Source organism: Kitasatospora sp. NPDC057542, from assembly GCF_042801945.1.
Lineage (GTDB): Bacteria > Actinomycetota > Actinomycetes > Streptomycetales > Streptomycetaceae > Kitasatospora.
On record NZ_JBHVFE010000010.1, the window covers coordinates 25,164 to 51,795 of the forward strand.

At 72.9% G+C, this 26,632-nt stretch carries 37 protein-coding genes; 2 read left to right on the forward strand and 35 right to left on the reverse strand.

Going from position 1 to position 26,632, the window contains the following annotated elements; genetic code table 11:
• Positions 1-12: 12 nt before the first annotated feature.
• The 3 genes from ACFU7Y_RS02920 to ACFU7Y_RS02930 form a co-directional block, all read right to left on the reverse strand.
• Entirely contained in the window at positions 13-528 is a 516-nt protein-coding gene (locus tag ACFU7Y_RS02920; protein ID WP_380766265.1) for a DUF6879 family protein, read from the reverse strand.
• Complete coding sequence (locus ACFU7Y_RS02925) at positions 509-775, reverse strand: hypothetical protein (protein WP_380766267.1); 267 nt, start codon at positions 773-775, stop codon at positions 509-511. The genes ACFU7Y_RS02920 and ACFU7Y_RS02925 overlap by 20 nt, the downstream gene beginning before the upstream one ends.
• A 175-nt stretch (positions 776-950) precedes the next feature.
• Positions 951-1,691 carry a hypothetical protein gene (locus ACFU7Y_RS02930; RefSeq protein WP_380766268.1) on the reverse strand — a complete coding sequence of 247 codons (741 nt, stop codon included), beginning with the start codon at positions 1,689-1,691 and terminating at the stop codon, positions 951-953.
• A gap of 679 nt (positions 1,692-2,370) precedes the next feature.
• On the opposite strand from ACFU7Y_RS02930, the gene ACFU7Y_RS02935 reads away from it, so the two are divergent.
• Both ACFU7Y_RS02935 and ACFU7Y_RS02940 read left to right on the forward strand, forming a co-directional pair.
• Positions 2,371-3,087, forward strand: coding sequence for an AAA family ATPase (locus ACFU7Y_RS02935; protein WP_380766269.1), 717 nt, complete (start codon positions 2,371-2,373; stop codon positions 3,085-3,087).
• Positions 3,084-4,142 carry a ParB/RepB/Spo0J family partition protein gene (locus ACFU7Y_RS02940; RefSeq protein ID WP_380766270.1) on the forward strand — a complete coding sequence of 353 codons (1,059 nt, stop codon included), beginning with the start codon at positions 3,084-3,086 and terminating at the stop codon, positions 4,140-4,142. The genes ACFU7Y_RS02935 and ACFU7Y_RS02940 overlap by 4 nt, the downstream gene beginning before the upstream one ends.
• 404 nt (positions 4,143-4,546) lie before the next feature.
• On the opposite strand, the gene ACFU7Y_RS02945 is transcribed toward ACFU7Y_RS02940, so the two are convergent.
• From ACFU7Y_RS02945 to ACFU7Y_RS03100, 32 genes are all read right to left on the reverse strand, one after another.
• The gene (locus ACFU7Y_RS02945) at positions 4,547-4,993 is read right to left on the reverse strand and encodes a hypothetical protein (RefSeq protein WP_380766271.1); all 447 of its coding nucleotides are present in this window, start codon (positions 4,991-4,993) and stop codon (positions 4,547-4,549) included.
• 27 nt (positions 4,994-5,020) lie between these two features.
• A complete protein-coding gene (locus tag ACFU7Y_RS02950; RefSeq protein ID WP_380766272.1) occupies positions 5,021-5,557 on the reverse strand; it encodes a hypothetical protein in 537 nt (178 codons plus the stop codon).
• Positions 5,558-5,628: 71 nt separating this feature from the next.
• Positions 5,629-5,886: a hypothetical protein gene (locus tag ACFU7Y_RS02955; RefSeq protein ID WP_380766273.1), complete on the reverse strand. Its 258-nt coding sequence runs from the start codon at positions 5,884-5,886 to the stop codon at positions 5,629-5,631.
• A gap of 96 nt (positions 5,887-5,982) precedes the next feature.
• The gene (locus ACFU7Y_RS02960; protein ID WP_380766274.1) at positions 5,983-6,756 is read right to left on the reverse strand and encodes a hypothetical protein; all 774 of its coding nucleotides are present in this window, start codon (positions 6,754-6,756) and stop codon (positions 5,983-5,985) included.
• 122 nt (positions 6,757-6,878) lie between these two features.
• Positions 6,879-7,388, reverse strand: coding sequence for an AAA family ATPase (locus ACFU7Y_RS02965; protein WP_380766276.1), 510 nt, complete (start codon positions 7,386-7,388; stop codon positions 6,879-6,881).
• 31 nt (positions 7,389-7,419) lie between these two features.
• Positions 7,420-7,983: a nucleoside 2-deoxyribosyltransferase domain-containing protein gene (locus ACFU7Y_RS02970; protein ID WP_380766278.1), complete on the reverse strand. Its 564-nt coding sequence runs from the start codon at positions 7,981-7,983 to the stop codon at positions 7,420-7,422.
• On the reverse strand, positions 7,980-8,351 hold the full coding sequence (locus ACFU7Y_RS02975) for an HIT family protein (protein ID WP_380766279.1): 372 nt from the start codon (positions 8,349-8,351) through the stop codon (positions 7,980-7,982). Before ACFU7Y_RS02975 ends, ACFU7Y_RS02970 begins: the two co-directional genes overlap by 4 nt.
• Before the next feature lie 129 nt (positions 8,352-8,480).
• Positions 8,481-8,966 carry a hypothetical protein gene (locus tag ACFU7Y_RS02980; RefSeq protein WP_380766281.1) on the reverse strand — a complete coding sequence of 162 codons (486 nt, stop codon included), beginning with the start codon at positions 8,964-8,966 and terminating at the stop codon, positions 8,481-8,483.
• A 212-nt stretch (positions 8,967-9,178) separates the two neighbouring features.
• Complete coding sequence (locus tag ACFU7Y_RS02985) at positions 9,179-9,499, reverse strand: hypothetical protein (protein WP_380766282.1); 321 nt, start codon at positions 9,497-9,499, stop codon at positions 9,179-9,181.
• Positions 9,500-9,602: 103 nt separating this feature from the next.
• Positions 9,603-9,848 carry a hypothetical protein gene (locus tag ACFU7Y_RS02990; protein ID WP_380497566.1) on the reverse strand — a complete coding sequence of 82 codons (246 nt, stop codon included), beginning with the start codon at positions 9,846-9,848 and terminating at the stop codon, positions 9,603-9,605.
• Positions 9,849-9,946: 98 nt separating this feature from the next.
• The gene (locus tag ACFU7Y_RS02995) at positions 9,947-10,255 is read right to left on the reverse strand and encodes a hypothetical protein (RefSeq protein WP_380766283.1); all 309 of its coding nucleotides are present in this window, start codon (positions 10,253-10,255) and stop codon (positions 9,947-9,949) included.
• A 167-nt stretch (positions 10,256-10,422) separates the two neighbouring features.
• On the reverse strand, positions 10,423-11,028 hold the full coding sequence (locus ACFU7Y_RS03000) for a hypothetical protein (RefSeq protein WP_380766284.1): 606 nt from the start codon (positions 11,026-11,028) through the stop codon (positions 10,423-10,425).
• 38 nt (positions 11,029-11,066) lie between these two features.
• Positions 11,067-11,573: a hypothetical protein gene (locus ACFU7Y_RS03005; RefSeq protein ID WP_380766286.1), complete on the reverse strand. Its 507-nt coding sequence runs from the start codon at positions 11,571-11,573 to the stop codon at positions 11,067-11,069.
• 117 nt (positions 11,574-11,690) lie between these two features.
• A complete protein-coding gene (locus ACFU7Y_RS03010) occupies positions 11,691-11,930 on the reverse strand; it encodes a hypothetical protein (RefSeq protein WP_380766287.1) in 240 nt (79 codons plus the stop codon).
• Positions 11,931-12,013: 83 nt separating this feature from the next.
• Positions 12,014-12,742 (reverse strand): hypothetical protein, encoded by a 729-nt coding sequence (locus tag ACFU7Y_RS03015; RefSeq protein WP_380766288.1) that lies wholly within the window; start codon positions 12,740-12,742, stop codon positions 12,014-12,016.
• A gap of 87 nt (positions 12,743-12,829) precedes the next feature.
• Positions 12,830-14,002, reverse strand: a complete 1,173-nt coding sequence (dnaN, locus tag ACFU7Y_RS03020; protein ID WP_380766289.1) for a DNA polymerase III subunit beta — start codon at positions 14,000-14,002, stop codon at positions 12,830-12,832.
• A 34-nt stretch (positions 14,003-14,036) separates the two neighbouring features.
• Complete coding sequence (locus ACFU7Y_RS03025) at positions 14,037-14,429, reverse strand: RRQRL motif-containing zinc-binding protein (RefSeq protein ID WP_380766290.1); 393 nt, start codon at positions 14,427-14,429, stop codon at positions 14,037-14,039.
• Between the two features lie 136 nt (positions 14,430-14,565).
• The gene (locus ACFU7Y_RS03030) at positions 14,566-15,216 is read right to left on the reverse strand and encodes a hypothetical protein (RefSeq protein ID WP_380766291.1); all 651 of its coding nucleotides are present in this window, start codon (positions 15,214-15,216) and stop codon (positions 14,566-14,568) included.
• Positions 15,217-15,354: 138 nt separating this feature from the next.
• The gene (locus ACFU7Y_RS03035) at positions 15,355-15,726 is read right to left on the reverse strand and encodes a hypothetical protein (RefSeq protein ID WP_380766293.1); all 372 of its coding nucleotides are present in this window, start codon (positions 15,724-15,726) and stop codon (positions 15,355-15,357) included.
• A gap of 28 nt (positions 15,727-15,754) precedes the next feature.
• Entirely contained in the window at positions 15,755-15,949 is a 195-nt protein-coding gene (locus tag ACFU7Y_RS03040; protein WP_380766295.1) for a hypothetical protein, read from the reverse strand.
• A gap of 302 nt (positions 15,950-16,251) precedes the next feature.
• Entirely contained in the window at positions 16,252-17,703 is a 1,452-nt protein-coding gene (locus ACFU7Y_RS03045; RefSeq protein WP_380766296.1) for a transfer protein, read from the reverse strand.
• A 1-nt stretch (position 17,704) separates the two neighbouring features.
• The gene (locus ACFU7Y_RS03050) at positions 17,705-18,532 is read right to left on the reverse strand and encodes a hypothetical protein (protein ID WP_380766297.1); all 828 of its coding nucleotides are present in this window, start codon (positions 18,530-18,532) and stop codon (positions 17,705-17,707) included.
• 110 nt (positions 18,533-18,642) lie between these two features.
• Positions 18,643-19,155: a hypothetical protein gene (locus ACFU7Y_RS03055; protein ID WP_380766298.1), complete on the reverse strand. Its 513-nt coding sequence runs from the start codon at positions 19,153-19,155 to the stop codon at positions 18,643-18,645.
• A gap of 17 nt (positions 19,156-19,172) precedes the next feature.
• Entirely contained in the window at positions 19,173-21,359 is a 2,187-nt protein-coding gene (locus ACFU7Y_RS03060) for a hypothetical protein (RefSeq protein WP_380766299.1), read from the reverse strand.
• Positions 21,360-21,503: 144 nt separating this feature from the next.
• A complete protein-coding gene (locus ACFU7Y_RS03065; protein WP_380766300.1) occupies positions 21,504-21,686 on the reverse strand; it encodes a hypothetical protein in 183 nt (60 codons plus the stop codon).
• Between the two features lie 4 nt (positions 21,687-21,690).
• Positions 21,691-22,206 carry a hypothetical protein gene (locus tag ACFU7Y_RS03070; RefSeq protein ID WP_380766301.1) on the reverse strand — a complete coding sequence of 172 codons (516 nt, stop codon included), beginning with the start codon at positions 22,204-22,206 and terminating at the stop codon, positions 21,691-21,693.
• A gap of 167 nt (positions 22,207-22,373) precedes the next feature.
• The gene (locus ACFU7Y_RS03075; RefSeq protein WP_380766302.1) at positions 22,374-22,523 is read right to left on the reverse strand and encodes a hypothetical protein; all 150 of its coding nucleotides are present in this window, start codon (positions 22,521-22,523) and stop codon (positions 22,374-22,376) included.
• A 216-nt stretch (positions 22,524-22,739) separates the two neighbouring features.
• A complete protein-coding gene (locus ACFU7Y_RS03080; protein WP_380766303.1) occupies positions 22,740-24,467 on the reverse strand; it encodes a DUF2637 domain-containing protein in 1,728 nt (575 codons plus the stop codon).
• Positions 24,468-24,714: 247 nt separating this feature from the next.
• Positions 24,715-25,308, reverse strand: a complete 594-nt coding sequence (locus ACFU7Y_RS03085) for a hypothetical protein (protein WP_380766304.1) — start codon at positions 25,306-25,308, stop codon at positions 24,715-24,717.
• Positions 25,309-25,424: 116 nt separating this feature from the next.
• On the reverse strand, positions 25,425-25,679 hold the full coding sequence (locus tag ACFU7Y_RS03090) for a hypothetical protein (RefSeq protein ID WP_380766305.1): 255 nt from the start codon (positions 25,677-25,679) through the stop codon (positions 25,425-25,427).
• A 152-nt stretch (positions 25,680-25,831) separates the two neighbouring features.
• Complete coding sequence (locus ACFU7Y_RS03095; protein ID WP_380766306.1) at positions 25,832-26,065, reverse strand: hypothetical protein; 234 nt, start codon at positions 26,063-26,065, stop codon at positions 25,832-25,834.
• 5 nt (positions 26,066-26,070) lie between these two features.
• The gene (locus ACFU7Y_RS03100; protein ID WP_380766307.1) at positions 26,071-26,496 is read right to left on the reverse strand and encodes a hypothetical protein; all 426 of its coding nucleotides are present in this window, start codon (positions 26,494-26,496) and stop codon (positions 26,071-26,073) included.
• Between the last annotated feature and the right edge of the window lie 136 nt (positions 26,497-26,632).

The window sequence follows — 26,632 nt, forward strand, 5'->3', positions numbered from 1 at the left end:
CGGGTGCTCGGGTCAGACCGTGTACCGGTCGTGCGGGACGGCGCGCTCCCACACCGCCTCGAACGCCGCCGCGCAGTGCTTCACGAGCGCCTGGTCGTGGAGGATCTCCTCGCCGTTCTCGGCGAGCTGCCCGTCGCCGGTGAAGTGGTGGTAGTGCACCACCTGGTCGTCGAAGACCCAGAAGTCCAGGCCCGGCAGGCACAGGTCCTTCGTGTTCCGCCTCGGCAGCCAGCGGACCTGCTCGCCGGCGGCGAGGTTGCCGAAGGTCAGGTCGTGCTCGTAGCGGATGTAGTCGGTGACCGGCTCGGAGATGATCCGCGCCCGCCGCACCACCACCCCACGACCAACCGCCTCGGCCACCGCGTCGTGCCACCCGTGCCACCACGAACCACGAGCGGCCGGGTCCAAGCGCTTGCCCCGCTGGAAAGCGATGAACTCCGGATCGTCCAGCATGTAGGAGTCACGCATCTCCAGATGCACCGCCGAACGCTGCGCCCGGGCGAGCGCCTTACGAACCGGTGTTGCCATGTGGCGCCTCTCCGTCGGGACGCGGGATGAATTGCAGCATGTTGGCGGGCAGCCGGATCACGGTCTCGTGCTCCGGGACGTCCGTCGTGTGACCGGGCACCGAGCCGACCTCCTGCGCCTGCCGGATCGTGGCCTCATCCGCTTTCCAGGACTGAATGATCAGGTCCCCGGTCTCTTCCTCCAGCCAGATCGTCGGGGACTGGTCGGATGGGGTGTTCGGCCAGATCCCCAGAAAACGTAGCGTCACGGCAGCCTCCCGTACCAAGTCGGTTACACGGACTTGCACGACGCTCCCCCACAGGTGACGGCACGTCAAGGGCACACTGCGAGCATGACGGGCGTCTGAGCTTCTGGTCCTCGAGGAACTCGCGGGCATGCCCATCAACACAACGAACAGCGCTACCGGGGGATAGCTGCGGAGTTCACGAGAAGGCGGCTTCGTTGTACTCCGCGACCATCTGCCCACGCCGTTCCGTGTCGGTGCGGTCGGGCCTGTCCCATCCCAGGTCACGTAGCAATAGGCGCTGCGTGCCGTCAGCAGTGGTCAGCATGATTCTGCAGCCCTCTCCTTTTCTCGAGGCGGAGCACCAGCACCATCTGTCCTGCAGATGGAGGCCGGACCCGAGCACGGGATCCGTCAGCAGGCTGAGCAGCTGATCGTGGTCCGGCCCTCGGAGCATTTCCAGCACCCAACTCGTGTGGCCGTCGTGGCATGGATCTGACCACATGTCCGTGCCGCCGTAGCCGTCGGGGCAGGTGGTGAGGCGGATCCGGCGCAGCAGCGTGCTGCCAACGTGCGGATCTAGGCGTCGCCTGGTCCGCCACGTTTGGAGTTGCTGTTCCGCGGGTGTCCATCGGTCGGGTTGGAGGAAGCAGGGTTCGGCTCGGTGACGGTGGGCGTTGGCGATGATGGCGTCGACTGCTTGATGCCACCAGCGGGTGGGGAAGCCGGTCAGGCGTACGGAGGTGTTGAGACCAGGCTGGGAGAGCAGCACGTGGTGGTAGGTGGTGCGGAACCGGAGGCCGCAGATGCCGTGAATCTCATCGGGAGCGGTGGGATCGACAGGCAGCAGTCGCTCGGCCCAGTGGCGGACGACGAACGGCTGGGCATCGAGCCTGATGGTCAGGCCGTGCGGTCCCGGGTGAACGGCGTGGATACCCATGGGATGAGCGCTGAGCAGGCCCAGGCCTCGTCCACGTTCGGCGATGTGTGTCTCGAGGAATGCTTGGGAGCCTGAAGCAGCACGGGGAATGAGCGCTTCGCCCGGCGCCCGCTGGGCAAGGAGGTCGCAGACGGCGGCGTATGGCTCGCCGGTGCATGCCCTGCGCTTGCGAGCGGCGTAACGGAGGCCGGCTTCGCCGACCCAGGGGCGGTGGTGTTGGGACACGGATGCCACTTCCGCGCGCGACCCGACCCCCTGTGGCTGCGCGCTGTTGTGCTTCCGGTCAACCTGCCTGCTGTCCGTGTCCTGCCCAGGGTGTGTGCCGCTTGCTTTTGGCCGTATGCGTGCCGCCGCGGGGGTCTCTTGGCGGCTGCCGGCCGGGCGCCCTGTCGCTGCCCGCTCCCTGTCTACCGCAACATCCGCACCCGCGAGCAGCGACTCGCCTGGGAGCACCACGTATTGGAGAGCCGTATCACTCTGCCACTACAAGTGCGTCCCGCCCTCCCGAACTACCGTCCCGGCCGCACCAGGCTGCCGGTTCCCTCAGCATCAGATCAGGCGACTTGCAGCGGCATTCGCCACGCCCGCACATCCACCCATATGTGCCCTGAACTGGATCTTCTGACATTCTGTGTCGGTCCGCAGTACCAGCCCCAACTGGGAATCACACGGAGCTTCCATGGCACACGTGCATGTCCTTCTGAACCAGAAGGGCGGCGTCGGAAAGTCGACGCTGACCGTCAACCTCGCCGCCGTCACCGCCGAGGTCATCGGCCGTAAGGCCGGCGAACAGCCTCCCGTTCTCGCCGTCTCCGTCGACCCACAGGGGTCGACCGCGTGGTGGTCCAACCGCGTCGGCGACGAACTCCCCTTCCTCTTCACCCAGGCACACAACGACCTCGGGTCGCTGCGCAAGCTGCGCGCCGTCAAGAGTGTCCGGCACATCTTCGTTGACACCCCGGGCTGGCTCGACCTGTCCGACGACGACACCACCGCCGACCCGCTCGGCGACGGCAAGGCCGCCGACATCCTCCGTGCCGTCCTGGACAACGCAGACAGCGTGATCCTGCCGATCGAGCCGGAGCCCCTGGGCTTCAAGCCGACCGTCCGTACGGTCCGCCAGATCGTCGAGCCGCGCGGCCTGCCCTACACGGTCGTCATCAACAACTGGGACCCGCGCGACGGCGACGTCGATCTGAAGCAGACCCGGGAGTTTGTCGAGAAGAACGGCTTCCCGCTGGCGAAGACCGTCGTCCGGCACTACAAGGTCCACTCCCGCGCGGCGGCCGAAGGCCTCGTCGTCACTCAGTACAAGCCCAACCGCGCTAGCTTCGAAGCTCGCGAGGACTTCTTCAAGCTGGCCCTTGAGCTCAACCTGAACGGAACCGCCCGATGAGCCGCCGCGTCAACCTGGCCGACATGCTCGACGGCGAGCCCCTCGACGAGCCCACCCACGCCGCACCCCGGCCGCCGATCGTCGGGATCGAAGAGATCGCCCCCAATCCGGGTAACCCCCGCGGGCAGATCGACGAGACGGACCAGGAGTTCCTCGACCTTGCCGGCAGCATTGAGACCGTGGGCGTCATCACGCCCCTGACGCTGTGCAGCGCATCGGCGTTCCTCAAGCACAACCCGGAGTACGCGCCGCAGGTCGGCGGCCGTCTGTACGTCGTTGTCGCGGGTCACCGGCGCCTCGCCGCAGCCGTGCGTGCCGGGCTGCGGGAAGTCCCGGCCTACGTGAACGACGAGGCCGCACCCGACCCGCTGGTGTGGGCCGTTGCCGAGAATCTGCTTCGGGTTGCGTTGAACCCGATCCAGGAGGCCGAGGCGCTGCGAATCCTCACCGATCCGCCGCCGAAGGGCCGCGGAATGGCCCAGACCAAGGCCGCCAAGGGCATCGGGAAGACCCAGGGGTTCGTGTCCCAGCGCATCGCCCTGCTGAACCTCGTTCCTGAGCTCCAGGCAAAGGTGGCGTCTGGCGAGCTTGGACTGAAGGCGGCTCGCGCGTTCGTTGCACAGCCGAAGGACAACCAACTGGCCGCGTACTCGGCCAGTGTGAATCCGGTCGAGGACCGCGTCGACAATGCGCCGCAGAACAAGTCGGCGGGGCCCAGCCCGTCGACGCCCCAACCGCGGGCCGCTGAGCCTGCCGGGGCAGCCCAGCTCCCGCGGCCTTCCGCGAAGCCCAGCACGACCTCACCGGCCGAGGGCTATTACCCGGTAATGGATGACGAGGCTCCTGCGGCCGTCGGTGCTCAGCAGGTCTCCGCACCTGCCACCGCTCTGGCTTCGGCAACTTTGCCCGAGCCTCGCGAGCCTCTCGCTTCTCCCGACCCGCTCGACGTCGACTGGCATGACGTCACGGCCTTCGCGACCGCGATCACGGAGGTCCTCGACAAGCGAGAGGCCTACGCTCTCGCGGAGGCTCTCATCGAGAACCTGCGGGACTGAGTCCCGCAATCTGAGGCCTCAGCGCCTCTCCCCTATTACCGGGTAATAGGTGGCGGTGGTCCGACCCAGTTCGGGGCGGACCACCGCCACCTTCATGTTCGGCCTCATCCGACCTGGGGGGTCCGCAGGAGGGGCTTCCAAGCCGAGTTGATCGTAGCTACCTGCCTCGGCCGCGTATGGGGGCATGCTCAATCGCACCAGCGGCCCCAACCCGCTATGCCGGCTCGGCTATTACCGGGTAATACCGGGCCGTGTCCATCGCACTGCCAGCCCGATCAGCACCTTCGGCCCAGCGCCAGGGACAAGCTGCTCATGAGCCCGTCTGCATCTCTCCAGAAACGCAAAAAGGCCCGCCTCCTCCGGCGAAGAAGCCGAGGGAGGCGAGCCCTTCACTGTGCTGGTGATCAGGCCGGGACGAGAACGCCAGCGCGGTCCAGGCCGATCGCACGGCTGACGGTGGCGAGGGTGTCGGTCCAGTTGCCGGCGTGGTGGACCGCGCGGTCGTCCACGTACACGGCCGCGCCCAGCTTGGTGCTGGTGACCAGGATGGGGCCGCCCACGACCTGCCAGTACGCCCGCTCCGGCGACGGGTCGACAAACGCCGGGATGCCCGAGTACCAGGTGATCCAGTCGGCGACCTCAGGCAGCCAGATCCTCGGCCTCGCGGTGAAAACGAACACGGCGCGGTGGCGCGCGAGGAGGCGCAGCGCGTCCATGGCGCCGGGCTGGGGCAGGCCGATCTGGCCGCCCATCCATCCGGCCGAGGCGTCGGCAAGCGTGCCGTCCAGGTCTAGGCCCACGGCCTGGCTGGCGGGGCTGTCGGGGCGGGGGGTGATGACGGGTCGGTGCATGTGGTCCTCCGTCGGGTGGGCTGGGGTCTACAGGAGGGGGAGCTGGTTTTCGTCCGGCTGCTCGGGGGTGTCCTCGGTGTGGGCCTGGGCGCGGGCGTTGTCGTGGGCGTCGTCGGTGCGGTCGCAGACCAGTCGCCCGTCGGGGAGCTCGTCCCATTCGCGGCTGCCGACGGCGTCGTCGGCAGCGCTCTCGGGGGTGTCGTGGTGGGGGATGAACTCGTCCTCGACGACGTCGCCGCAGATGCTGCACTTGGCGGTCCAGCACAGCGAGGGGACGGCGATGCCGGCGCCCGAGCGGGCCGCGCCCTGGCGGCGCCAGGCGTAGCCGTGGTGGAGGACCAGGGCGTAGCTGACGGGCTGGAGCGGGGAGCCGTCGTCGAGGTCGGCGGCCAGGGCGTTGTGCTCGGCGGCGGCCATCAGCGCGGTGGCGAGGTCGGGCATCTCCAGCAGGTTGTCCGGGCCGGTGAGCCACAGCTCCCAGGCTTTGTCCGGGGTGCCAGGGCGCAGCCGCTCGTCGGGGTTGGTGGTGTAGAGGCCGCGGCGGGGGATCGGCGTGATCGTCATGGTGTGTCTCCTTCGACGGGTCGGCTTGGTCCGCTGGGGTGCGAGGGTCGGGCCGGGGTGCTGGCGGGTGGTCAGGCGTGGCTGGCGGCGGGGCGGTGCAGGAGGAGCTGGAGGGCGGCGGTGATGTTGGGGTGCTCGCTGGTGGCTGGCCTTCCGCAGTTGAAGCAGTCCTGTTCTCCGCCGGCCCAGGAGGTCTCGCAGGGCGTGCAGGTGTAGTGGCGGCGGCCGGCGGGTCCGGCGTACGGGTCGGCGAAGACGGTGGGGAGGGCGATCAGGACCGGCTTGTGGTCGGCGGCCGGGGCGGTGCGGCAGGTGGCGGTACGGGCCATGGCTGTGGTCTCCCTGATCTGAGCGGCGGGGTGGGGGAGGGAGCGGCAGGCCGGTCCTTGGTGGAGGCCGGCCCGCTGCCGAGGGCTGCTGTCGAACTACAGGAGGCCGGCCGCGTGGGCCTCGGCCTCCTGGTCGCGGTTGGCGTCCTTGTCGTCCTCGTCGTCCTGGTCCTCGCCGTCGAGCGGTTCGGCGGGGCAAAGCTCGGCGATGGCGAGTTCCTCGCCGAGGGTGGCCCACGGGTCGTCGGCCTGGTCCTCGTCGGCGGCGGGCTGCGCCGCGTCGGCCGTGGGGCTGTCCAGGAGCGCGACCAGCTCGCTGATGCTGCTCACCTGGATCTGGTGCTCGCCGTCGCGCACGAGCAGGTAGGTGCGGGTGCTGTAGCCGTGCTGGTCGGCGGGGGAGGGGACGCACAGCAGGTGCGCGCCGCCGGGCAGCTCGCACGTCGCGGTGCCGTCCTCCGCGCCGGCCCAGTTGGCGGCCTCGGTCAGGCTGCCGCCGCTGCGGTCGAGGCCGTGGGCTCCGGTGGCCGCGCGGTGTGCGGCGTCGGCAGCGACCTCCTCGGCGAGCTGCTCCAGCGAGGGCGCCGGGGCGGGCACAGCGGCGACAGCGGGGGCGGGGGCGTAGCCGTAGGCGGGGATGCCGAGGCGGTGGCGCAGCGGTCGGCGGAGCTGGGTGGTGGCCTGGTCGGCGAGGCAGGCGGCGAGGCCGGCGGCGGCCACGGCGAGGGTGAAGCGGGTCTCGGACGGGCGGGCGGCGAGGGTGCGGTAGGTGGTGAGGCCGGCGGCGGCGGCCGCAGCGGCGATGGCGATGTTGTCGGCGGTGTCGAGGGCGTTGCTCAGCAGGCGGGCGCGGGTCGTCTGCTCGGTCATCAGGTGCCTCCGAGGGGGTGCGGGGTTGGGCCGGGCGGCCGCGCCGCGCACCACGGCGCCCGGCCGCCCGGGCCTGGCTGGCCGGTGGGCGGGGCGTGGTGGTGGGCGGCGTGGTGGTCCGGTCAGGCGGTGCGCAGGTGGCGGATCTCGTCCCAGCCTTCGCGGGGGAGGAGCTCGCGGACTGAGCGGGCCATGCGGTGCTGCCAGCGGAGCGCGTCCTCCGGTACCCGCTGCTGCGGCGGGCGCGCCGCGTTCCGGGCGAGGCATTCGGCAAGTGGGGCGTCGACCAGGATCGCGACGGCGCGGCGGCCGTGCTGGTGGGCCAGCTCGACCAGCTGGAGCCGGTGCTGCGCCTCGACCGAGGTGTTGTCCACGTAGGTGGTGACGCCCCGGCGCGCCCGGTTCAGGAGGATGTGGTGCTGGAGCAGGACGGCGTCGGCGGTGGCGTCCTGGTCGCCGGGCTCGGAGACGATCGCGCGCAGGGTGTCCAGGCTGACGATCTGGTGGGGCGGGACGGTGTGCAGGGCCGAGGACTTGCCGCTGGCCGCACACCCGATCATGGCGACCAGGTCGCCGGGCTGGACCGGGGCGAGGGCGCGGGAGCGGGCGGCGGCGGGGGTGGTGGTCGTCATCGCGGGGGCCTCCGGGTGGTGTGGTGGGTGGTCAGAGCCAGGCGCCGGTGGGGTCGTCGGGCACCGGGTTGTCGGCGGGGCCGGGCTGGCAAGTGGTGGCCTGGCCGGGCGTGCGGCTGGAGGCGAGGGCGAGTGCGGCGGCGACGGTGTCGCTGAGGGTGTCGCGCACGGGGGCGCCGTGGCGGTGTGCGACCCAGATCAGGTAGCAGTTGCGCTCGGGGGCGGCGCAGTCGGGCGGGCAGCCGAGGACCACGCGGCCGGTCGGGATGTCCAACCCGAACTCGACGTTGGTGGTGAAGCCGGGCATGTGCTCGAGGTCGCGGGGGATCCAGAAGAGGATCGCGTCGGCACTGGCCCGGGCGGCGGTCTCCCAGTCGACCTGGTCGTCGTAGTGCGCGGCGCGGCGACCGCCCCGGGACTCGGGGGAGAGCACGGTCAGCGGGCCGGGGCCGGTCCATTGGGCGCCCAGCTCCGCGTAGGCGGCCGGCCTCCAGGAGTCGACGGGGCCGCCGAGCCTGGGGGTGGGTCCGGCAAGGAACACGGACGGGCCGTGGGTGGGCAGGGGCTCGCGGGCCATGACGAGGTGGAGGTTCACGCGGTGGCTCCGTTCCGGGCGGCGTGCTGCGGGGTCCAGGGCAGGGGCAGGCCGTCCCCGTCGGTGCGGGGGACGACGTGTAGGTGCAGGTGGAAGACCGTCTGCGTGGCCACGGCGCCTCGGCTCGTGAGGACGTTGGCGGCGGGCAGGTCGGCGGCGAGTTCGGCGGCGCGCGCCATGGTGGCCGCGGAGACGAGCGGGTCGGTGCCGACGTCCGCCACGTGCTGGCGGGGGATCACCAGCAGGTGCCCGTCGGCGACACCGCCGCTGCGCGGGCGGATCGCGATGGCGTCGCTCCACTCGCGGACGACGTCGGCGGGCGCCTGGCCCTTGACGATGGCGCAGAAGGCGCAGTTCGAGACCGACACGGTGATCGGTTCCCTTCTCGGCGTTGGGTCCGGCCGGACGGCCGCGCCGCGCACCACAGCGCTGCGACCGTCCGGCTTGGGTGGCCGGGGGCGGAGCGTCGTGGTGGGCAGCGTGGGCGCCCGGCGCGGTCAGCGGGCCAGGAGCAGGGCGGCTGCGGTTTCCCAGCCGTGGTGCCAGGCCTGGTCGAGCTCGAAGGACCCGCACACCGGGGCCAGGCGCTCGTAGAAGGCGCCCTTGCCGGTGGCGTTGGCCAGGCGGGCCAAGGGCTGGCGCCTGTCCGCGATGTAGTGGGTCGCGAAGGACAGGGCCAGCGCGGCGGCGACGCGGCCGGGCCTCAAGCGCAGGCCCAGCAGGCGCGAGCCGATCAGAAGGGCGCCGGCCTGCGTGGCCGAGTAAGTCAGGCAGTGGTGGGCACAGGCGAGCTGGCCCTCGCGGGTTCCGTGCACGGTCTCGGTGCCGGTCTCCTCGTCGCGGTCGACGACGGGGTTGGTGTCGGTGGCGCCCTTGATCCGGGCGCAGGTGTCCGTCTGGACCCACATGTCACCGATCGCTCCGGCGGCCCGCAGGAGGGCGTAGGAGGTGGCGAAGCGGGCGGCGCGGTCGGTGGCGGTCACGGATTCCTCCGGGTGGTTGTGGTGTGGGTGTGGGCTGGGCGCCCGCCGTCTGGGCAGGCGTGCGGGTGCCACGGGCGGGCTGCAGAGGGGTCCGCGCTCGGGCGCGGTGGGGTGACCGGCCGTCGGGTGCGCGGCCGGTGGTGCCGGAAGGGGGTGGTGCGCGTCCGGGTCGTGAGCCCGCGCCGGCCGGGTGCCGGGGACGCGCTGGCGGGTCAGCTGGTGGGCTTGGGCATCGAGCGGCATTCGTTGGCGTGGGCGTTGGCGTCCAGGTGGGCGTCCTGGCGCTCGTTCGGCAGGTAGGGGTCGCCGTAGACGCCGACGCTGCCGGTGGTGCCGCAGCCGTTGCACTTCCAGGTGAAGCCGTCGACCTCGTGGTAGGTGTCGCCGACGTAGGGGCGGCCCTTCGGGAGGAACCTGGTGCGGAAGCGGACGCTCATCAGGTCGACGTGGGCGCCGCCGACGGTGAGGTAGCGGGCGAGGACGTTCTCGGGCCAGGCGGCGGTCCACACGGTGCTGGTGGTGGTGCTGCTCATCGGGTTTCCCTCCCCGAGCTGCTCCGGGACGCGGTGTCCCGGATGGTGCGCGCCTGGGTCGTGAACCCTCGCCGGCCGGTGCCGGGGGCGCGCTGGCGGCCGGTCAGCCGCCGGAGCTGTAGCGCTTGGTCTGCTTGAGAACGTGGTCGCGGGTGAAGCCGGTCTCGGCGGCGGCGTCGGCCTGGAGGACCTGGCCGGTGCGGATCAGCTCCGCGATGGCGGCCCACATCTCGGCGTCCGCGTCGGTCTTTGCCTTCTCGGCATCGGCGTGGATCTTGTCGCGCCTCTTCTTGAGCGCGGCGATGTGGGCGCGGCCCTCGGTACGGGTGGTCTGGTCAGGACGGGGCATGGCGGGCTCCTGGCGTGCGGGCGGCTGCTGGTCTGCATTCACGGAGAATGCAGACTCGCAGTCTGCCCTGTGTGCGGCCGGAGCGGGCCTCGCGGAGGTCACTCGATGGTCCAGCCGCCGCTGCGCCAGGCGCGCTCGGCGTCGTTGGCCAGGATCCGGGCCAGGCGGGCCCAGCCGGGGAGGGCGAACCAGCGCATCCGGTCCGCGGCCCAGCGCAGCGCGAACATGATCTGCTGGGCCTGGTCCGCGGTGAGGACGAGTTCACCGCGGTAGTCGCCGTCCAGGGCGGTGAGGAACGTGCGGATGGTGGCGCTGTCGCCGATGCGGGCCCACCGCAGCCTGCGGGCGAGGCGCTGGGTGGTGAGGCAGCTGCGGTGTCCGGTGCTCTCGCCCCAGTAGATGCCCATGGCAGTTCCTTCCCGGTTGGGCGGGAGTGGTTCCCGCCCAACCAAGTATGCAGACTCCGACTATGCATGTCCAGAGTATGCATTCCCGGAGTTGGGGCCGGTCCTCGCGCACCACCGGGCCCCGCCCGCTGTCTGGCACCAGGGGCGGGGCGCGGTGGTGGGCAGGGTCAGCGCCCGGACTCGTGGCACTCGCACTTCGGGACGGACTGCCAGCCGCTGGGGGTGCGCGTGCGGATGGACCCGGCACCGGGGATGCCGCTGCCGCCGCAGGTGGTGCAGGAGGCGTCGGCCCCGGGGTCGAGGGCCCATTCGATCCCGCAGGAGCGACAGCGGGCACAGTCCGCGAAGTCGTCGCTGTTCCAGGCCGGCTCGCCGTACTCCTCGGCACCGGGCGTCTGGCAGCGCGGGCAGGTGATCGTGTACTGCCGGGTGCGAACGGCGTGGCCGAGGGGGTCGGCGATCACACCGAGCAGCACCTGGTGGTTGACGGCCTCGCACTCGGCGACCCGGTCAGCAAGAGCCAGCGCCTCCTCGCGGGTGTGCTTGTAGGCGGCGGCGCGGCCGATGTCCCAGACGGGCCGCCAGCCGCCGTTCTCACCCTCGGTCCAGGCCCGCAGGCCGACCAGGGCACCGTCGGTCACCGCCCAGCCGGTGCCGGTCTCGTCGCGGCGCACGACGACCTCGCCGTATCCGCCGACCGGGCCCTGGGGGATCGGGACGCGGAACTCGACGGCGAGCGCCAGCTGCTCCTCCGCGGACAGGGTGCTGTTCATCCTTCTCCTTCGTTCGTGCGTGGGGTTCGTGTCTCTGGTCAGCCGGCGGTGGTCGGGCGGCCGGGGCGGCCGCCGCGCAGGGGCGAGAAGGCCTGCGGCTTCCGGGACCAGCGGACGTAGTCGACGCTGCTCGCGGCGTAGGTGTTGGTCAGGAGGCTGCCGGAGTGGTCGAGGCAGTCGTGCAGGCGGTCCAGGCGGTGCCAGGCGAGACGCAGCTGGCCGAACAGCCAGGCGCGGTCCTCGCCGGTGAGTGCCTGGCCGGCGGCGATGGCGTCCAGGCGGTGGACGTCCTGGATGCCCGCCGCGAGGAAGACGTCGACCCGTGCGGCTTCCTCGGCGGTGAACTCCTCACCGATCCGCCGGGCCTCGTCGGCGTGCGGGTCGTCGGCGTAGGCGGCGGAGCTGCGCCGGTCGAGCGCGATGCGGGCCAGCTCCCAGTCGGTGGCCTCGGGCAGGGCGCTTTCCGGGCGGTAGCTGCGGTCGGGTCGGGCGAACGGCTCGTAGGCGGTGGCGGCCGGGATGGACGGGGTGGTGTCGGTGGTCACGGGGTCCTCCTTCGGGGTGCCGACCGGGCGGCCGCGCCGCGCACCACCGCGCCCGCCGTCCCGGCCTGGATGGCGGGGGCGGCGGGCGCGGTGGTGGGCAGCGCCAGCGCCCGGACGTCAGTGGACGGCGCTCCAGATGAGCAGCAGGATCACGGCCAGCCCGATGAGGACGGCCTTCGGCGAGATGCTGGTGGTGGACTCCAGGCGCCGTATCTCGGCGTGGATGGCGTCGCATTCGGCCTGGATCCCGGTGTGGGCTTTGCTGCCGGGGGTGAGGCCGGACAGGATCGCCGAGCGGTGGTAGAGCTTCTCGTACAGGGCCGCGATCTGCGCGTCGCGGGATATGGCCAGGGCCACGGCGGGTGCCTCTCGGTCGACTGCGCGGTGAACGGTGCGGAGCGGGCGGGCCTGTGCTCGGTGCACCGGCCCGCCCGGGAGGATCAGCGCTGGTCGAAGAGCGAGGTGGGCGCCGGGACGGCCGGCCGGGGGCGGGCCGTCTTGGGCTCCGGGGCCTGGATGGTGATCTGCGGCTGCACGTCGGTGCGGTTGATCACCATCGGGCGCAGCGAGAAGGTCAGGCCGCGAAGGGCGAACAGGGAGACGATCGCGATGGCCGCGGCGGTCAGGCCGACGGCGACCGGGCGCCCGGCCTCGGGGGCGGCGGACCAGACCATGGCGAGGGTGGCGCAGGACCAGGCCGTCCAGCTGGCGCGCGCGATGGCGCCCTTGGTGATGAAGGCGACCAGCGCGGCGACCAGGCCCAGCGTCTTCCACACGCCGTAGGCGGCGGCCGCGGTGAGCGGGTAGGCCTGGTGGGCGATGAGGTAGGCGTGGATGGGGCCGGTGACGGCGACGCGCAGGCCGTCGCCGCCGGCGGGCAGGTCCTGTGGCAGGTGCACGGCGCCGATCACGGCGCCGGCGGCGTTGAACAGGATGCCGCCGACGGTGCCGAGCACCAGGATGGCGAGGGCGATCGCGATCAGGTAGGCCAGGGCGCGTACCCACGGTTCGGCGCCGGAGAAGTCGTCCAGGCCGGCGGCGAGTTCGCGGCGGCGCCGGTCGAGCCAGCCGCCGGGTGCGGTCAGGATACGGACCCGGCGCCGGGCCGACTCGCGGACGCTGACGTTCGGCTGCTCCTGGGGGGCGGTGGGCTCGGTGTGCTGGGTCACGGGGTGCTGCTCCTTGTTCGCGTGTGGTGTGCCGGGATGGTGCCGGGGCCCGCCCCGGCGGTGCGGGGCGGGTGGGGTGATGCGGGGTCAGCCGTTGAGGCGGATCGGCATCAGCAGGTGCTGGTAGTCGGTGTCGGCGAGTTCGCCGGAGTGCCCGGTGAGCAGGGCGGGCTTGGTGGCCGAGGTGGCGTGCAGGCGGGCCTCGGGCGCGGCGAGCGCCTTGAGGGCGTCGGCGAGGTAGCCGGGGTTGAACGCGATCGTGCCGCCGTCGAGGTGGCCGGTGGTGTTGCAGGGGATGCGGTCCACGGCGTGGGCGTCGTCGCCGTGCCCGGCCTCCAGGAGCAGCTGCCTGCCGTCGTCGGTGACGGTCAGGCGGACCGGGGTCTTGTCGGAGGCGACCAGGGCGACGCGCTTGAGCGCTGCCAGCGCCTCGTCGGTGGGGACGGTGACGGTCAGCTCGGCGTCGGCGGGGATGGGGAACACGCCGCGGTGGCGCGGGAAGTCGCCGTCGATGAGCCGGGTGCCGATGCTGCTGCCGGCGGTGGTGAGGGTGAGCTGGCCGTCCGACCAGCCAACGGCGACCGGGTGCTCGCCGGTCATCGCGCGGGTGGCCTCGGCGAGGAACTTCGCCGGGATCAGGACGGCGCCGTCGTCGGCCTTGTCCTTCTTCTTGCCGGTCTTGGGCGTCACGGCCGGGAGGGTGCCGGTGGGCTGGACGGTCAGCTCACGTACGGCGAAGCGGTAGCGGTCGGTGGCGGCCAGGGTGATCCGGTCGTCCTCGAGGAGCAGCTGCATGGCGGTCAGCACCGGCAGGCTCTCCTCGGTGGAGGCGGCGACGGCGACCTGGGCGACGGCGTCGGCGAGGGCGTCGGCCTGGACGGTGAGCACGGTGTCCGGTACGCCGGGCAGCTGCGGGTACTCCTCGGCCGGCAGGGTGGGCAGGGTGAACTTCGCCGAGCCGGAGGTGACGAGCAGGCGGGAGCCGGACAGCTCGATGTCGACCTCGGCCGCCTTCGGCAGGGTCTTGCAGATCTCGTTGAGGAGGCGGCCGGAGACCAGCGCGGTGCCGTCGTCGGCGATCTCCGCGTCCACGCGGGTGGTCGCCGCGGTCTCGTAGTCGAACGCGGCCAGGTGCAGGCCGCGCTCGTCGGTGCGCAGCAGGATGCCGGCCAGGACCGGGACGGGGGCGCGGGTGGGCAGGGCGCGGGCGGCGAAGGCGACGGCCTCGGCGAGCATGTTGGCGAAGACGCGGAGCTTCAAGGTGTCCTCCAGTGACGGTGACGGTGGTGGTGGGTCAGGCAGCGGTGAGGGCGGCGAGCTGGTCGCGCTCGTCGTCGGACAGCTCCGAGCACGGCAGGCAGGAGCCGAGGGTCTTGAGCGGGAGGCAGGCGTCGTAGCGGACGAGACACAGGGGGCAGGTCTGGCGGGCGGCCATCGCCCGGTCCAGGGCGGCGGCCCGGCCCGGCGTCATCGACCGCACGGGCTTGGCGGCGTCGATCCGGTAGAGGTAGCCGTGGCGGCGGCCGCGGCGGCAGACCACCTGGGCGGCGGGCTCCTGGGCCGCCGGGCGCAGGCCCATGGCGCGCAGCTGGCGGCGGGTGGCCAGGCCCTCGGGCCCGAACTTCCAGGGGTAGGTGGGCAGGCCGCCGTGGTGGCGGCCGTCGGGGTCGAGGTCGATCGCGCGCACGCTGCTGCTCTCCGTTCCGGTGTGGTCGGGTGGTGCGGGCCGGTCGGCCGGTCCCGGCCCCGGAAGCGCGGCCGCCCACCCGGCCGGCGTTCGGCGAGGTGGGCGGGCGTGGCCGGGGGCGAGGCCGGTCGGCCGGTCAGCCGTTGTTGTTGGTGATGCCGCCGCGGCCCCACGCGGTCTGCTTGCCGATGTGGGTCTGGTGGGTGCGGTGGACCAGGGCCAGCACGGTGCCGGTCGCGTTCGAGCCGTCGCCGCTGGCGGTCGCGGACGCCCCGGCGCCTGCCCCGGTGGCGATGGTGCGGAGCTTGCCGAGCAGTGCGGCGACGCCGATCACCACGGCGGCCACGGTGGCGGCCGCCCACATCAGCACCCTGCCGATCTGATCCGCGTACGGGGCGACCTCGCCGACCCCGGCGCCGACCATCCACGTCAGGCCGCCAACGGCGAGCGCGCCGGCGCAGCCGTAGAGAATGCCCTGACGGAGGGCCAGTGGCAGGCCCGGGTCTGCGGCCGGCTGCGCCTGGGCGGCCGGGGCCGGGGCGGGCTGCGGCTGCGCGGCGGCGGCCTCCGTGGCGGCGGCGAGCGGGTTGTGCACGGGGACGGCGATGACCTTGCCGTCGACCAGGGCGGGGATCAGGGCCGGGGTGGTGGGGGAGGGCTGGAGCGGGACGGCGACGACCTGGCCGTCGAGCGAGGCCGGGACGAAGCCTTCCTGGAGGAGGTAGGCGTTGAGGTCGACCGCCGTGTCGGCGGCGGTGGCGGTGGGGCGGGTGTGGGTGCTGTCCACGGGGTCCTCCAAGGGGTGGCGGGGAAGAGCTTGCTGGGGTCTGGGGGCGCCGGGCGCCTTCTGGGGCCGCCGGGTCCGCGCCGCGGGGGTGGGCGGGTCCGGCGGCCCCCGGAGAGGCCGGGTGCGGGTGGCTGGTGGTCAGCCGTGGATCCGGGTGGTGCGGCCGAGGGCGATGAGCTCGCGGATCAGGCGGGCCGTCTCCGGGGACTGCTTGCCGCTGCGCGACTGCCCGAGCAGGTACGCGGCCTCGTCCAGGACGACCACGTCGGCGCGGGTCGGGCCGGGCGGCAGCTCGGAGCGCCGGGGCGCGGCGGGCAGCGCCCTGCGGGAGCGCGGGTCCATCAGGGCCTGGTGGGCGGCGAGCGCGGTGCCGGCGTCCTCGAAGGTGCCCGTGCAGGGCTGGAACCGCATGCGCGGGTCGAGGGAGGCCTCGGCGAGGAGCAGGTCGACGGTGCTGACCTGGCCGGAGATGCGCAGGCGCGCGGGACGAGCGGGGCGGCTGGGGTTCATGGGCGGGTCCTTCCGGAAGGGTGGCGGGTCAGGAGGCGGCGTTGCTGAGCGCGGTGACCAGGTTGGTGAGCAGCTGGTTGACGGTGGGGCCGGCGCCGGTGGAGGCGAGGGTGAAGCCGAACAGCACGAGGGCCAGGGCGGGCCAGAAGCCGACCGCGCGGCTCCGGTAGAGGACGGCGGTGATGATGCCGAGGAGGACGGCGAGGGAGACGGTGACGGCCACGGCTGCTCCTGGCGGGTCGTTGGTGGGTTGGGCGGACAGGCGGGCCGGATCGGGTGTTTGCTGGCCAGGCCTGGTGGTACGTCAGGTTCGGGCTGCGCCCCGCACCGGGCGGTGCGGGGCTTGGAGACGAGGGGGCGCGATGGCGCACGTGCACTACAGCTGTTGGAACTGCGGTGCGGACAACCGTGTGCATGGCGAGGGCTGCGACTGCTGCGATGTCGTGGAGATCCCCGAGTCGTGGTTCTGCTGGGAATGCGACGCAGAGAACTTCTCCTTCGACTGACCGTCGCCGGTCCTCGTCGTCAGCCGCGCAGGCCCGTGAGAGCGTTGCGGACGCCGCCGAGGCTGATCTTGCGGCCGCCGTCGGCGTTGACGGCGGCGAGGATTTCCAGGTCGTCCAGGTCCTCGCCGTCGGTGTTCTCCAGGACGGCCAGGACGCGGTCGGTGAGGTTGAGGCGGGAGGCGGTCCGCGGCTCGGGGGCGGAGGCGGGGATGGCGGGGACTGGCGCGGTGCGCGCGCCCCGGCCTCCGCCCCGGTTTCCGCCGGTGCCGCCCCGGCCCCGGCCGCCACCGCCACCGCTGGCCTCGGGTTCCTCGAACTTCTCCGGGCACGCGGCCTGGTAGGCCTCCATCCCGTCCAGCTTCCCGGTGTAGGCCTCGCCCGCGTCCTCCCAGGAGTCCTTCTCCAGGACGGCGTGCGGGCCGTCGCCGTACAGGGCGAGCATCTCGGGGTCCAGGCCTTCGGTCGGCACCTCGGAGCCGACCTTGAAGAAGCGCATGCGGGCGGTGGGGTGCAGGCCGGAGAGGTGGTAGCCGCTGCCCTGGGTGCCGGGCCGGTCCTCGTCCGCCTCGGTGTCGTCGAACTGCGACACGAGCTCGACGGCGCCGGCGTACTTGGGGATCGCCGCGAGCTTCTGCCCAGCCGGGAGCAGGCCGTCGCTGACGAGCTGGCGCATCAGATTCGAGGTCCAGCGCAGCAGGATCACCTCGCCCTCCTTGAGCATGGAGCGCAGGGTGTCGGAGCCGCCGAGCTCCTCCAGGTGGCCCGCCTGGGCGAACAGGCCGATACCCATCCCCAGCGAGCGGCCGGTGCGGCCGATGTCCTTGATGTAGAACGTCGCCTCGTCGCGGTACGGGGCGCCCTTCTCCAGCAGCCGGTTCGCCTCGTCCACCACCTGGTACATCAGCGGGTCCGGGCGGTCCATCAGGAACTTGGAGCGCCCGGCCGCCGCGTACCTGATCTCGCGGGCCTTCATGACGTTCCAGAAGGTCCGCAGCTGGGCGATGGCGCCTTCCTGCGTGTAGACCGCCCAGTCGACGTTGCCACGCGCCTCCGGGGCGGACTGACCGCCCTTGAGGTCGGCGTAGAACACGCCGACCCCGGAGCGCTTCATCCCGGCAAGGATGATCTGCCCGCCGGTGGACTTGCCGGCGCCGGTGGTCCCGAACAACAGCATCCGCTGCGCGCTGCCGGCCTTCGGGTCGTACAGGCGCAGCCGGGTGCGGCGTCCGTTGTGGTGACGGCCGACCCAGATCCGGCCGGTGGAGTCCATGGCCAGGTGCTCGGGGTCGGGCAGGAGGACGTCGGCGAGTGGGTCTTCGGGGTAGATGGTGACCAGGCCCTTGCTGCCGTGGGTCTCGACGGCGAGGCGGGCGGGGTCCTTGATGTCCATGGCGTCGGCGAGGCGGGCCATGTCGTAGCCGATGACGTCGCCGGGCGGGGCCTGGACGGTCAGCTCGTAGACGAGGCCCACGTCAGTGCAGTTCCTTCGTGTCGGTGTCGATGATGCGCACGCCGGTGATGACCGTGCCGGGCATGCCCTTGGGCGCGATGTTCTTGATCCAGTGCGTGTAGGGGTCCACGGCCTGGTCGGCTGTGCCCACGGTCAGGCGCCGCACCCCGGCGCCGCGGCCGGCGACCTTCGCGACGCTGATCTCCTCCTCGTCCCAGTCCAGGAGCGCGGACAGGGCGGTGATGGAGATCGTGGGCACCGGCGTGCCCGGGACGGTGGCGCGGATCAGCCCGGACATCCCCTTCTCGCCGGTGCGCTCGACGTCGGTCAGCACGGTGCCGGGGGCGACGCCGCCCTCGACGGCGACCCGCTGCGCCCACCAGATGGACATCGGGTGAGTGGAGCCGGCCGGGACGAGGGCGGCGGCCTGCTGTTCCTGGACCTGCTGGACGGCCTCGGGGGTGAGGGAGCGCTCACGGCCGGCCAGGACACGGGCCATGCGGGCCGGGCGGACCTTCCAGGTAGCCGCCGCCCACGCGGCGTCCAGTGCGAGCTCCCACCAGTGCAGGCCGTGGACCAGGCGCTCGGTGACGAGCAGTCCGGCCGCGCTGACGGGGGCCACGAGGTAGAGGGCGGTGGCGGCGTCGCGGATGCGGCCCTTGGGTAGGGTCGCGGACCAGATCAGGCCCCAGGCGGTGGCGGCCCCGGCGCTGCTGAGCGTGACGATGAAGGGCAGGGGAGCGTCAGTGAGCGCGCCGGCCGCAAGTCCTGCCGTGCCGGCGAGGGTGGCGGTGCGGCCGGCGTAGCCGCGGGCGACGGCGATGCGCCCGCGCAGCGGGCCGAGGGACATCAACGTGGGGCTCCTTCGCGGGTGCCGCCGGGGAAGCGGCGGGGGTTCGTGGGGTTGCGAAGGGGCGGCCGGCCCGGCCCGTCGGGGCGGCACCGGCCGCCCCAAGGGGGTCAGCGGTTGGCGTAGAACTCGCGGTCGGCCAGCTCGCCTTCCTTGGCGGCGATCGCGTCGTCGACCGGCCCGTAGTCGGCCTCGTGCGCGTCGGCGGTCTGCTGGAACAGGGTGGAGAGCTCGGCGGTGGCGGTGGCCATGGCCTGGGCCTCGGCGAGGACGGAGAGCATGACGGCGGCGGCGTCGCGGTGCTCGGCAACGGTGTCCCGGTCGACGTTCATCCCGGCGGCCTGGTCCGCGAGGCGCTGCACCGACTCGGCGCAGCCCTCGACGTACTCGTAGGTGCCGGTGACCTTCTCGGACAGGTAGGCCAGGCGCACCGCGGCGATGGCGAGCTGGGCGACGACGATGCCGTAGCTGACGGCGTCGCGGATCACCTCGCCGGCAAAGGCCAGCGCCCCGCCGGTGGTGGAGGAGGCCTCGGCGCCGCTGGGGGCGGGCCGGTCGGTGGGGGCGTCGTGGACGGTGGCCGGGGCGCTGCTGGTGACCGGCGCGAGGTCGGGGTCGGACATCGGTGTGTGCTCCCTTCCTACTTGTCGTGGTAGTCGCGCTCGGCGGGCGCGGCGTGGCCCAGGTCGCGCACGGTGTCGGCGACCTGCTTGTCGCGGCGGGCCGCGTTGGTCCCGGCGACGGCGATGGCCTCGGCGGCGGCCGGAATGGTCTCGGCGACCGCGTCGGCCTTCGCCTTGACCTCCTCGGCCTTTTCGATGAGGGAGGCGACCATGCCCTCCAGGACGCCGGGCACCTTGAGGTCGAGGACCTTGGCGTGCAGGGCCTCCAGGCGGCCGAGCAGCTTCTCGCAGCCCTCCGCCGCCTCGCGCGCGTCGTCGGCGCCGGCCAGGATCTCCTCCGCCATGTCGGCATCCGCCTCGATGACGTCGTAGATCGTCAGCTCCGAGTCACCCTGGTACTGGGTTCCGGATGCCGCTCTGGGCACGGGAATGGTCACGGGTCGTCCTCCAGGAGCGGGCGGAGCGGGGGGCATCGGGATCGGGCGGGTGGTTCCGGGCCGGACGTGCGGGCTGTTGTAGGGAGCACGGGGAAGCGCGGCCTGGCCCCGGCCGATCGCGGGCGCGTCCACGTCGGAGTCGGGCCGGTCGGCGCGGCGCACCTTGACGCCCGGGCTGTGGACCCAGCCCGGCGGCGGCCCGAAATTGTCGCCGGGCCGGGTGCAGTCATCGCACCCGCAGAGCCACGAATGCCGCTCCTCATGCCTTCCCGACCAGTCCGTGTCCTCCTCGTCGAATCCGTCGTCGCCGAACGGCCGGGCCTTCTCGGCACGGCGGGTACTCGCCCGCTGCGCCCGTTCGCGGGCCCGGCGCGTACGTTGCTCCTGCTTGGCCTGACGCTTTTTGCGTTTCTTGTCCTCGGCGCTGCCCGGGGCGGTGGTGCCCGGCTTGCGCACCCGCCAGGGCCTGGAGCCGGTCTCCCCGCCCGGGGTGAACACCCGTCGGGTGCGGCTGCCGGACGCCGCCGACGCGGTGCCCGTCTCGTCCGTCCCGCCTCCGGCCGCCCCGGGCCGCACGGCAAGCTCGGTACTCGGCGCCGACGGCTTCGACGTATCCGCCGTACCGTCCTTCGCCGTCTTCGTCGTGTCCTTGGTCTTCTTGCCGTTGAGGATCCGGTCGACAGCCCGCTTGCGGACCGCGCCGCGGATGGTCGTCGGGGTGGCGCCGTCGCCGCTGTGGGCGCCGGTGGGCTTCCAGGTGCCGGTGGTGATCCGGTCGGCGGCCCGGCGACGGGCCGCGCCGCGGATCGTGTCCGGCCCGGCCGGCTGCCGCCCGGGGCGGTCCTTCCGGTCCGGCTTGTTGTTCCGGTCGGCGGGGTCCTTCGGGCCGGGGCCCGGCTGCTTGTCTTTCGGACCGTTCAGGATCCGGTCGGCGGCACGCCGGCGGGCCGCTCCCCGGATCGTGTCCGCCCCGGCCGGCTGCCGCCCGGGGCGGTCCCGGCCGGCGTCCGACGGGCCGTTTCCGCCGCCGTTCAGGCGGCCTTTCCGGTCATCGGAATTGCCCTCCGGACGGCGCTTTCGGCCGGAGTCCTCCAGGGCCCCCCTGCGGGCCTCCCGGACCCGACCGGGCCCGGTGCTGCCCGCAGCACCGGGACGGCCGTCCTGGCCGCCTCCACGGCCCGCATCGGGCTTCTTCGGCTGGGGACCGACCGGCCCGGTGGGCGAGGTGGAGCGGAACGTCGAAGGCGCCGAGCCATTCGGCCGGGCCGAATTCTGGGAGGAATTCAGACCCGAACTCCGGGCGGTCCGGCCAAATTCCGGACCGGACTGCACACGCCCCCGCTGCTGCGCCGCGAGGGCGGCCGCACGGGCCTTTTCAAGTTCGGTATTCGCTTTTCCCGTGACCGCGCTCTGCTGGTCGCGGACGGCCTTGTGGTGCTCCGCGCGGGCCTTCAGATATTCGACCGCGTGATAGGCGCCGCGCAGGGCGGCGACCGTGATTCCCGCCATCATCACGGTGGACATCGAGGCGACCCCGGCAAGCGAGCCGGGCCCGGTCGCCGGGGCGGCCTCCATTCCGTGAGCGGCGGTTTCCGCATTCCCGCCGAGGGCGGGCCCTTCGGCAACGGACAGAGACGCGGGCGGGCCGAATTCGGTGGTCAGCGGGGCCAGGGTCGGCAGGCCGCCGTCGGGGCCGTCCTCGCCCACGACCCCCGGCAGGGTCAGGCCGGGGAAGCCGAGCACGGTCCCCGTGGTGTCGTCGGCCATCCGGCCGCCTCCAATCGTTCGTCACTGTCAGTCACCAATCCGGGGCCCCTCGCGTGCGCGCACAGTGCGCGCACGTGGAGACCCCGGATCGCGGCATCGCGGCGGATTCGGTGAGCGCGAAGAGTCACCCCGCCGCCCGGCCCCTCAGGAGCCGGCCCGGGCCTGCGTCCACGCCGTGAGCATCCGCACCAGGTCCGCCCACGCCGCCTCGTCCCGGCCGGCCATCGTGCGGGCCAGATCCCACAGCGCCTGCGCACGGTCGGAATTCGTCGCGGTCGCCGCGATGCGCCGATTCCAGTGGGCAGCCTGCCCCGGTGTGAGCGGCACGGATTCACGCCTCCTTCAGGAAATCCAGGAACGTCGAGGCGGGCTTCTCCTGGGTGTTTCCGTCGCCGTTTCCGTTCCGGTTCTCAGAGAATCCGGCGGCGATTCCGTGCAGGCTCGCCGCCGTGTTCACCGCCTGCATTCCCTGCCCGTTCTTGATTCCGGCCTTGTGGGCCTTCTGAAGCTCCTTCGCCTTCGCGCGCTCCTCACGCTTCTTCGGGAGTTCCACGTAGAAGCGGTTGTAGGAGGCGTCGATCTTTCCGGACGCGTTCACCGCGTCGCGCAGGTGCTTTTCCAGAGCGGCCATCGGCCGGGTCGCACGGAATGCGCGGATCTTCGGCTCCAGCGGCTTGTCGCCGTCGATTCGGATGTTCTCCAGGGCCGCGCGGTACTCGCTCAGCAGCCCCTGGACCTCGTTGGCGATCTGCCGCAGCCGCTCGCGCTGCTGAGCGGCGTACAGGTTGGTGCCCTGCGGCTTGAGCAGGTGCTCCGAGGTCCACGGGATCTTGTTGTTCTGGGACATGCGGGTCCTCCAGGGGGATGTTGGTCGACCCGGGCTCCGGCCGGATGTCCGGGTCGCTGCGGTGGTGCTCGGCGCCGGGGCCGGACGCCTTCGCCGGCCTCCGGAAGCCCCGTGAGGGGCCCGGCGACCAGCCGAGATGCCCGGATCTCGGTGGGTGGGACGGTCGGTCAGCGGCGGCGCAGCCGGGGGTGGCACCACCAGCAGGCGGGGCCGTGGTCGCGCTCGCGGGCGTGGACCAGGAACAGTGGGGTGGCCACGGTCGCGGCGACGACCAGGGCGACCAGCACGAGGCCGATCAGGTACTCCAGGACGCTCATCGAAGGACTCCTCACGTAGGCGGGATGGACGGGCGAACAGCCGCCTGACCTGGGGTGATGGGATGTGTTTCTCGGCGAGTCGAGCCCGGGCGGGCGTAGGGTGGTGCTCGGCGCCGCTGGCGCCTCGGTGCCTCGGCACCTTCGCGGGCCACCAGGGCGTTAGCCGCGCCCTGGTGGCCGTCGCAGAGGCCGGGATCCGGTGGTGCTGAGGGACGGTCAGGCCGCGAGGGGCTCGCCGTCCTGGCCGGCCTGCTGGGTGCGGCGCGCGGTGACGATCTCCCGGGCGCGGTCGCGGCGGTCCTGGCGGGTGCCGCCGGTGATGCCGAATGCCCGCTCGATGTAGCGGAGCGTCACGACCTCTTCGCCGAACTTCTCGATCATGTCGGCGATGGCCAGGGCCTGGCGTTCGGCCGGGCTACGGCTGGCGTTCTCGTGGGCTACGGCCGCGGCCTCCAGGGCTACGGCCATCTCCTGCTCCAACCGGGCCGACTCGGCCTGGGCGGCGGTCGCGCGCTGCTTCTCCTCGGCCTCGCGGCGTTCGGCCTCGGCCTGGGTCACGGCCGCCTTCGCGCGGGTTACGGCTGCCTCCTGGTCGGCTACGGCCTTCTCCTTCTCGGCCACGGCCTTCTTACGGGCGGCCTCGGCGGCGGCCTGGGCGGCCTCCTCGCGCTGCTGGTTCAGCCGGACAAGCTCGGCGTCGCGGGCGGCCGCAACCTTGGCCATCTCGGCCTGGGCCGCCTCCGTCTTCCGGGTCGCCTCCAGCTTGGCCAGGCGCTCGTCCTCGGCCGCCTGACGCTCCAGTTTCTCCCGCTCGATCCGGGCCTTGAGCTGCGCTTCCTCTGCGCTGCGGCGGATTTCGGCGGCGTCGGCCTCGGCCTGCGCGGTGGCCTTCAGGGCCGCAGCCTCGGCTTCGGCAGCGGCCTTCGCCGCCTCCGCGTCGGCCTGCGCGGTGGCGACCTGCAGGGCCAGTTCGTGCTTCCGTACCACCGCGTCGGCGGCCGTACGGGCCTCCTCGGCGGCGGCCTTCCGCTCGGCCTCGGCGAGCAGGCGCTTGGCGTCGGCGGCGGACTTCGCGGCGGCGATGTCCGCCTCCCGCTCGACAGCGCGGAGGGCTTCCGTAGCCTGCTCCTCCTGCATCCGTAGGGCCAGCGCCCGGTTCCGTACCTCGGCCTCGTGGCTCCGTACCGCGTCCTGCTCGGCCCGCTGCGACGGAACGTTCAGCGCGTCCTCGACCGTGATGCCGTACGGCGCGAGCGTGAGGGGCAGCATCTCCTCCCGTGAGGCCGCCTTCCGCCACTTCTTGCCGTGACGCTGGGTGAGCAGCTCGCGGTAGACGATCCGCTCCTGGTTCAGGCGCAGCGCGGTCTCATAGGAGCGGATCTCCCACAGCTTCATCTGCCGGGCGATGCGGGCGGTGGAAATGGGGGAGAGGAGCCAGCGGGAGGGGCGGACGCCTTCCATGCGCTGGCGGCCGCGCAGGCGGCCGATGTGGCCGGCGTACAGGTGGGCGGCGATCTCGCTGAAGACGACCCAGAGGGCGGCGAGGCCGGCGTGTCCGGCGGCGGCGGTGCCGGAGGTGCCGGCCTGCCAGTTCAGCCAGATGGTCAGCCCGGTCAGGGCGCGCGGCACCCACTTGACCCAGGCGGCCTCCCGCTCCCAGCGGACGAGCAGCAGGTTGACGATGCTGAACGCGAGGATCGCCAGGTCCACCGCGACCGGCAGCATCCACGGCTCCTCCCAGCCCCAGCCGCCCTCCTTCACCGGCAGCGCGGCCTTGGCCTCGACCGCCTGGTAGGAGGCGACCAGGCCGATGGTGGACACCCCGACCGCCAGCGCAGCCCCGATGCCGGCCAGCCACTTCTCCCACCGCGCCAGCACGATCCGCTGCTCGACCGGTGCCGGCTCTTCCTGCTGCTCGCGGGCCACGTACACGCTGTCCGTCACCTGCTCGCCTCCTTCTTCGTGGTGGTGCCGGTCTTGATGATGGTCAGCACGGGTTCCTCCGGTTCAGGTTCTGGACGGTGGTGCGTCTGGCGCCGGCGGGACGCTGCCGCCCCGGGCCCGGTGATGCTGGACGCGGGGTCACGGCGAACGGCAGCACCCGGTCAAGGGCGGGCGGCGCTGTCGACTGCCGCCGGCCGTGGTGGCCCGGCGGCAGCGGGCGGCGCCAGTCAGGCGCGGGTGGAGGCGGTCAGGCGCGGGTGGAGGCGGTCTGGACGACGGCCAGTGCGAACTCGATCGCCTCGGCCCAGCCGCTCAGGACGGCGGGCTCGCCGGTGGCCTCGACCGCCAGGCGGCGGCTGGTGAGCTCGGTGAGCGCGGCCTCCGCATTGCGGTGTACCTCGTCGGGGTAGACGAAGTCGGCCTCCAGGTCGGCTAGCAGCTGCTGGGTGCCGGTGCTGATTCGCGTCGCTAGCAGGCGCAGCTTCTGCGGGTCGGGCGCGTGCTGGTGGCCGGGCTGCAGCACCGTGGCGGTGGCACGCAGCCGGGTCTGCTCAGCGAGTTCCTCGACCAGGAGGAGCAGGCCGGCACGCCCCCGGGCCAGGTCCAGCTGCTCGTGCAGGTCCGCGATCCGAGCGGCCGGGGTCTGCTGACTGGGCCGGCGGGCGTCGTCGTAGGCGCGGTCGGCGTCGATCGCGGCCGCCTCACGGGCCTTGCGGGCGGTGCGCCAGGCGAGGCGCCGGGCCGGGTCCTCCAGCCAGCGGCCCAGCTCCAGCAGCTGCGCCAGCGAGTCGGGGGAGTGTTCCACACCGAAGTACGCGGCCATCTGGTCCAGCTTGCTCACGGTGTCCTCCTATATAGGGGGGAAGGGGCGGTGCGTCGGGCACCGTCGAACGTCTCCGCCCCGCGCCCGGTGGTCCGGGGCGGGGCGGCGGCGAACGACAACCGACCGACGGGTGGTCAGGCCAGGGCGGCGAGGCGCCGCAGCGCCTCGACCTGGTCCGGGTGGGCGGCCTCGTGCAGGACGTGCCGCTGCTCCAGGAGCGCGCCGTCGGTGGCCGGCTGCTCCAGGACCGGGTCGGCCCAGCGCGCGACGTCGCGGGCGCCGAGCTCGTCCATGTAGGCCACGTACTCGGCCTGGTCGGCCTCCTCGTAGGCGCGGTTCATCTGCTCCAGCCCGGCCTGCCAGGCGTCGTACTCCTCGGTCGTCCTCACGGGCGGTCCCCTCTCGTGTCGTGGCTGGTGGTCGGGCTACTGCTGCTGGCCGGCGCCGGCCTTCTTGGCCTTCGCCTTCGCGTGCATCTCACGGGCCCGGCGCAGCAGCTCGTCCATCTGCCGCTGGGTCCAGGCCTGGTCCTCGGGGCTGCTCACCGGCCACCGCCGGCGGGGGTGGGGGAGGGCGGGGCCGGCGGGGTGGGGGGCTTGGGGGTGCCGCCGCCGGCGTACGAGCGGCAGACGACGAAGTCGGTGACGGTCACTGCGAACCCTCCCTGCTGCTGTCGCAGCTGCTCGGCGAGCTGCCGCTCGGCGGCGGCCTGGGCTTCGAGTCGGGCGATCTGTTCCTGGACCTGGCGCTCCAGCTGCGCGGCCTGGTCGTCCATGGCGGTCAGCCGGCCAGGGGGAGCGTGCGGAGGGCGGCGACGGCGGCGGAGACCGCGGCCGGGACCGGCCGGGCGGTCGGGATCGCGGTGACCGGGGCGGTGTCGGCGAGGTCGTCCAGGTCGATGACGACCTCGCGGATCGCGCTGGTGGCGGCCGCCGCCCGGGCGCGGACCCGGCGGACCTTGTCGCGCAGCATGAGCAGCAGGCCGTCCAGGCCGCGGGTGCCGGTGGGGTAGAGGCCAGCGGCGACGTCGTCCCAAACGGCGTCGGCCAGGTCCTCGTCCAGGTCGGCGGCGGCCGGGCTGATCTCGGCGAGCTGCTCGGCGGCGGCCACGCGCAGCGCGGTGGAGTAACGGCCGTACAGGTCGTCGAAGTCGGCGGTGCCGGTGGTCTCCGCGGTGTCGACGGAGAGTGCCATCATGGTGTCCACGGTCGTGTTCCTCTCGTCTACTGCTGGTGGGTGGTGCGACCGACAACGGCCTCGGGGCCGCAATCCCCGAGGCCGTTCTTGTTGTGCGCTGGCTGCTGTACGAGCAGCCATGGCCGCCGCCCACCCCGTCGTGCTC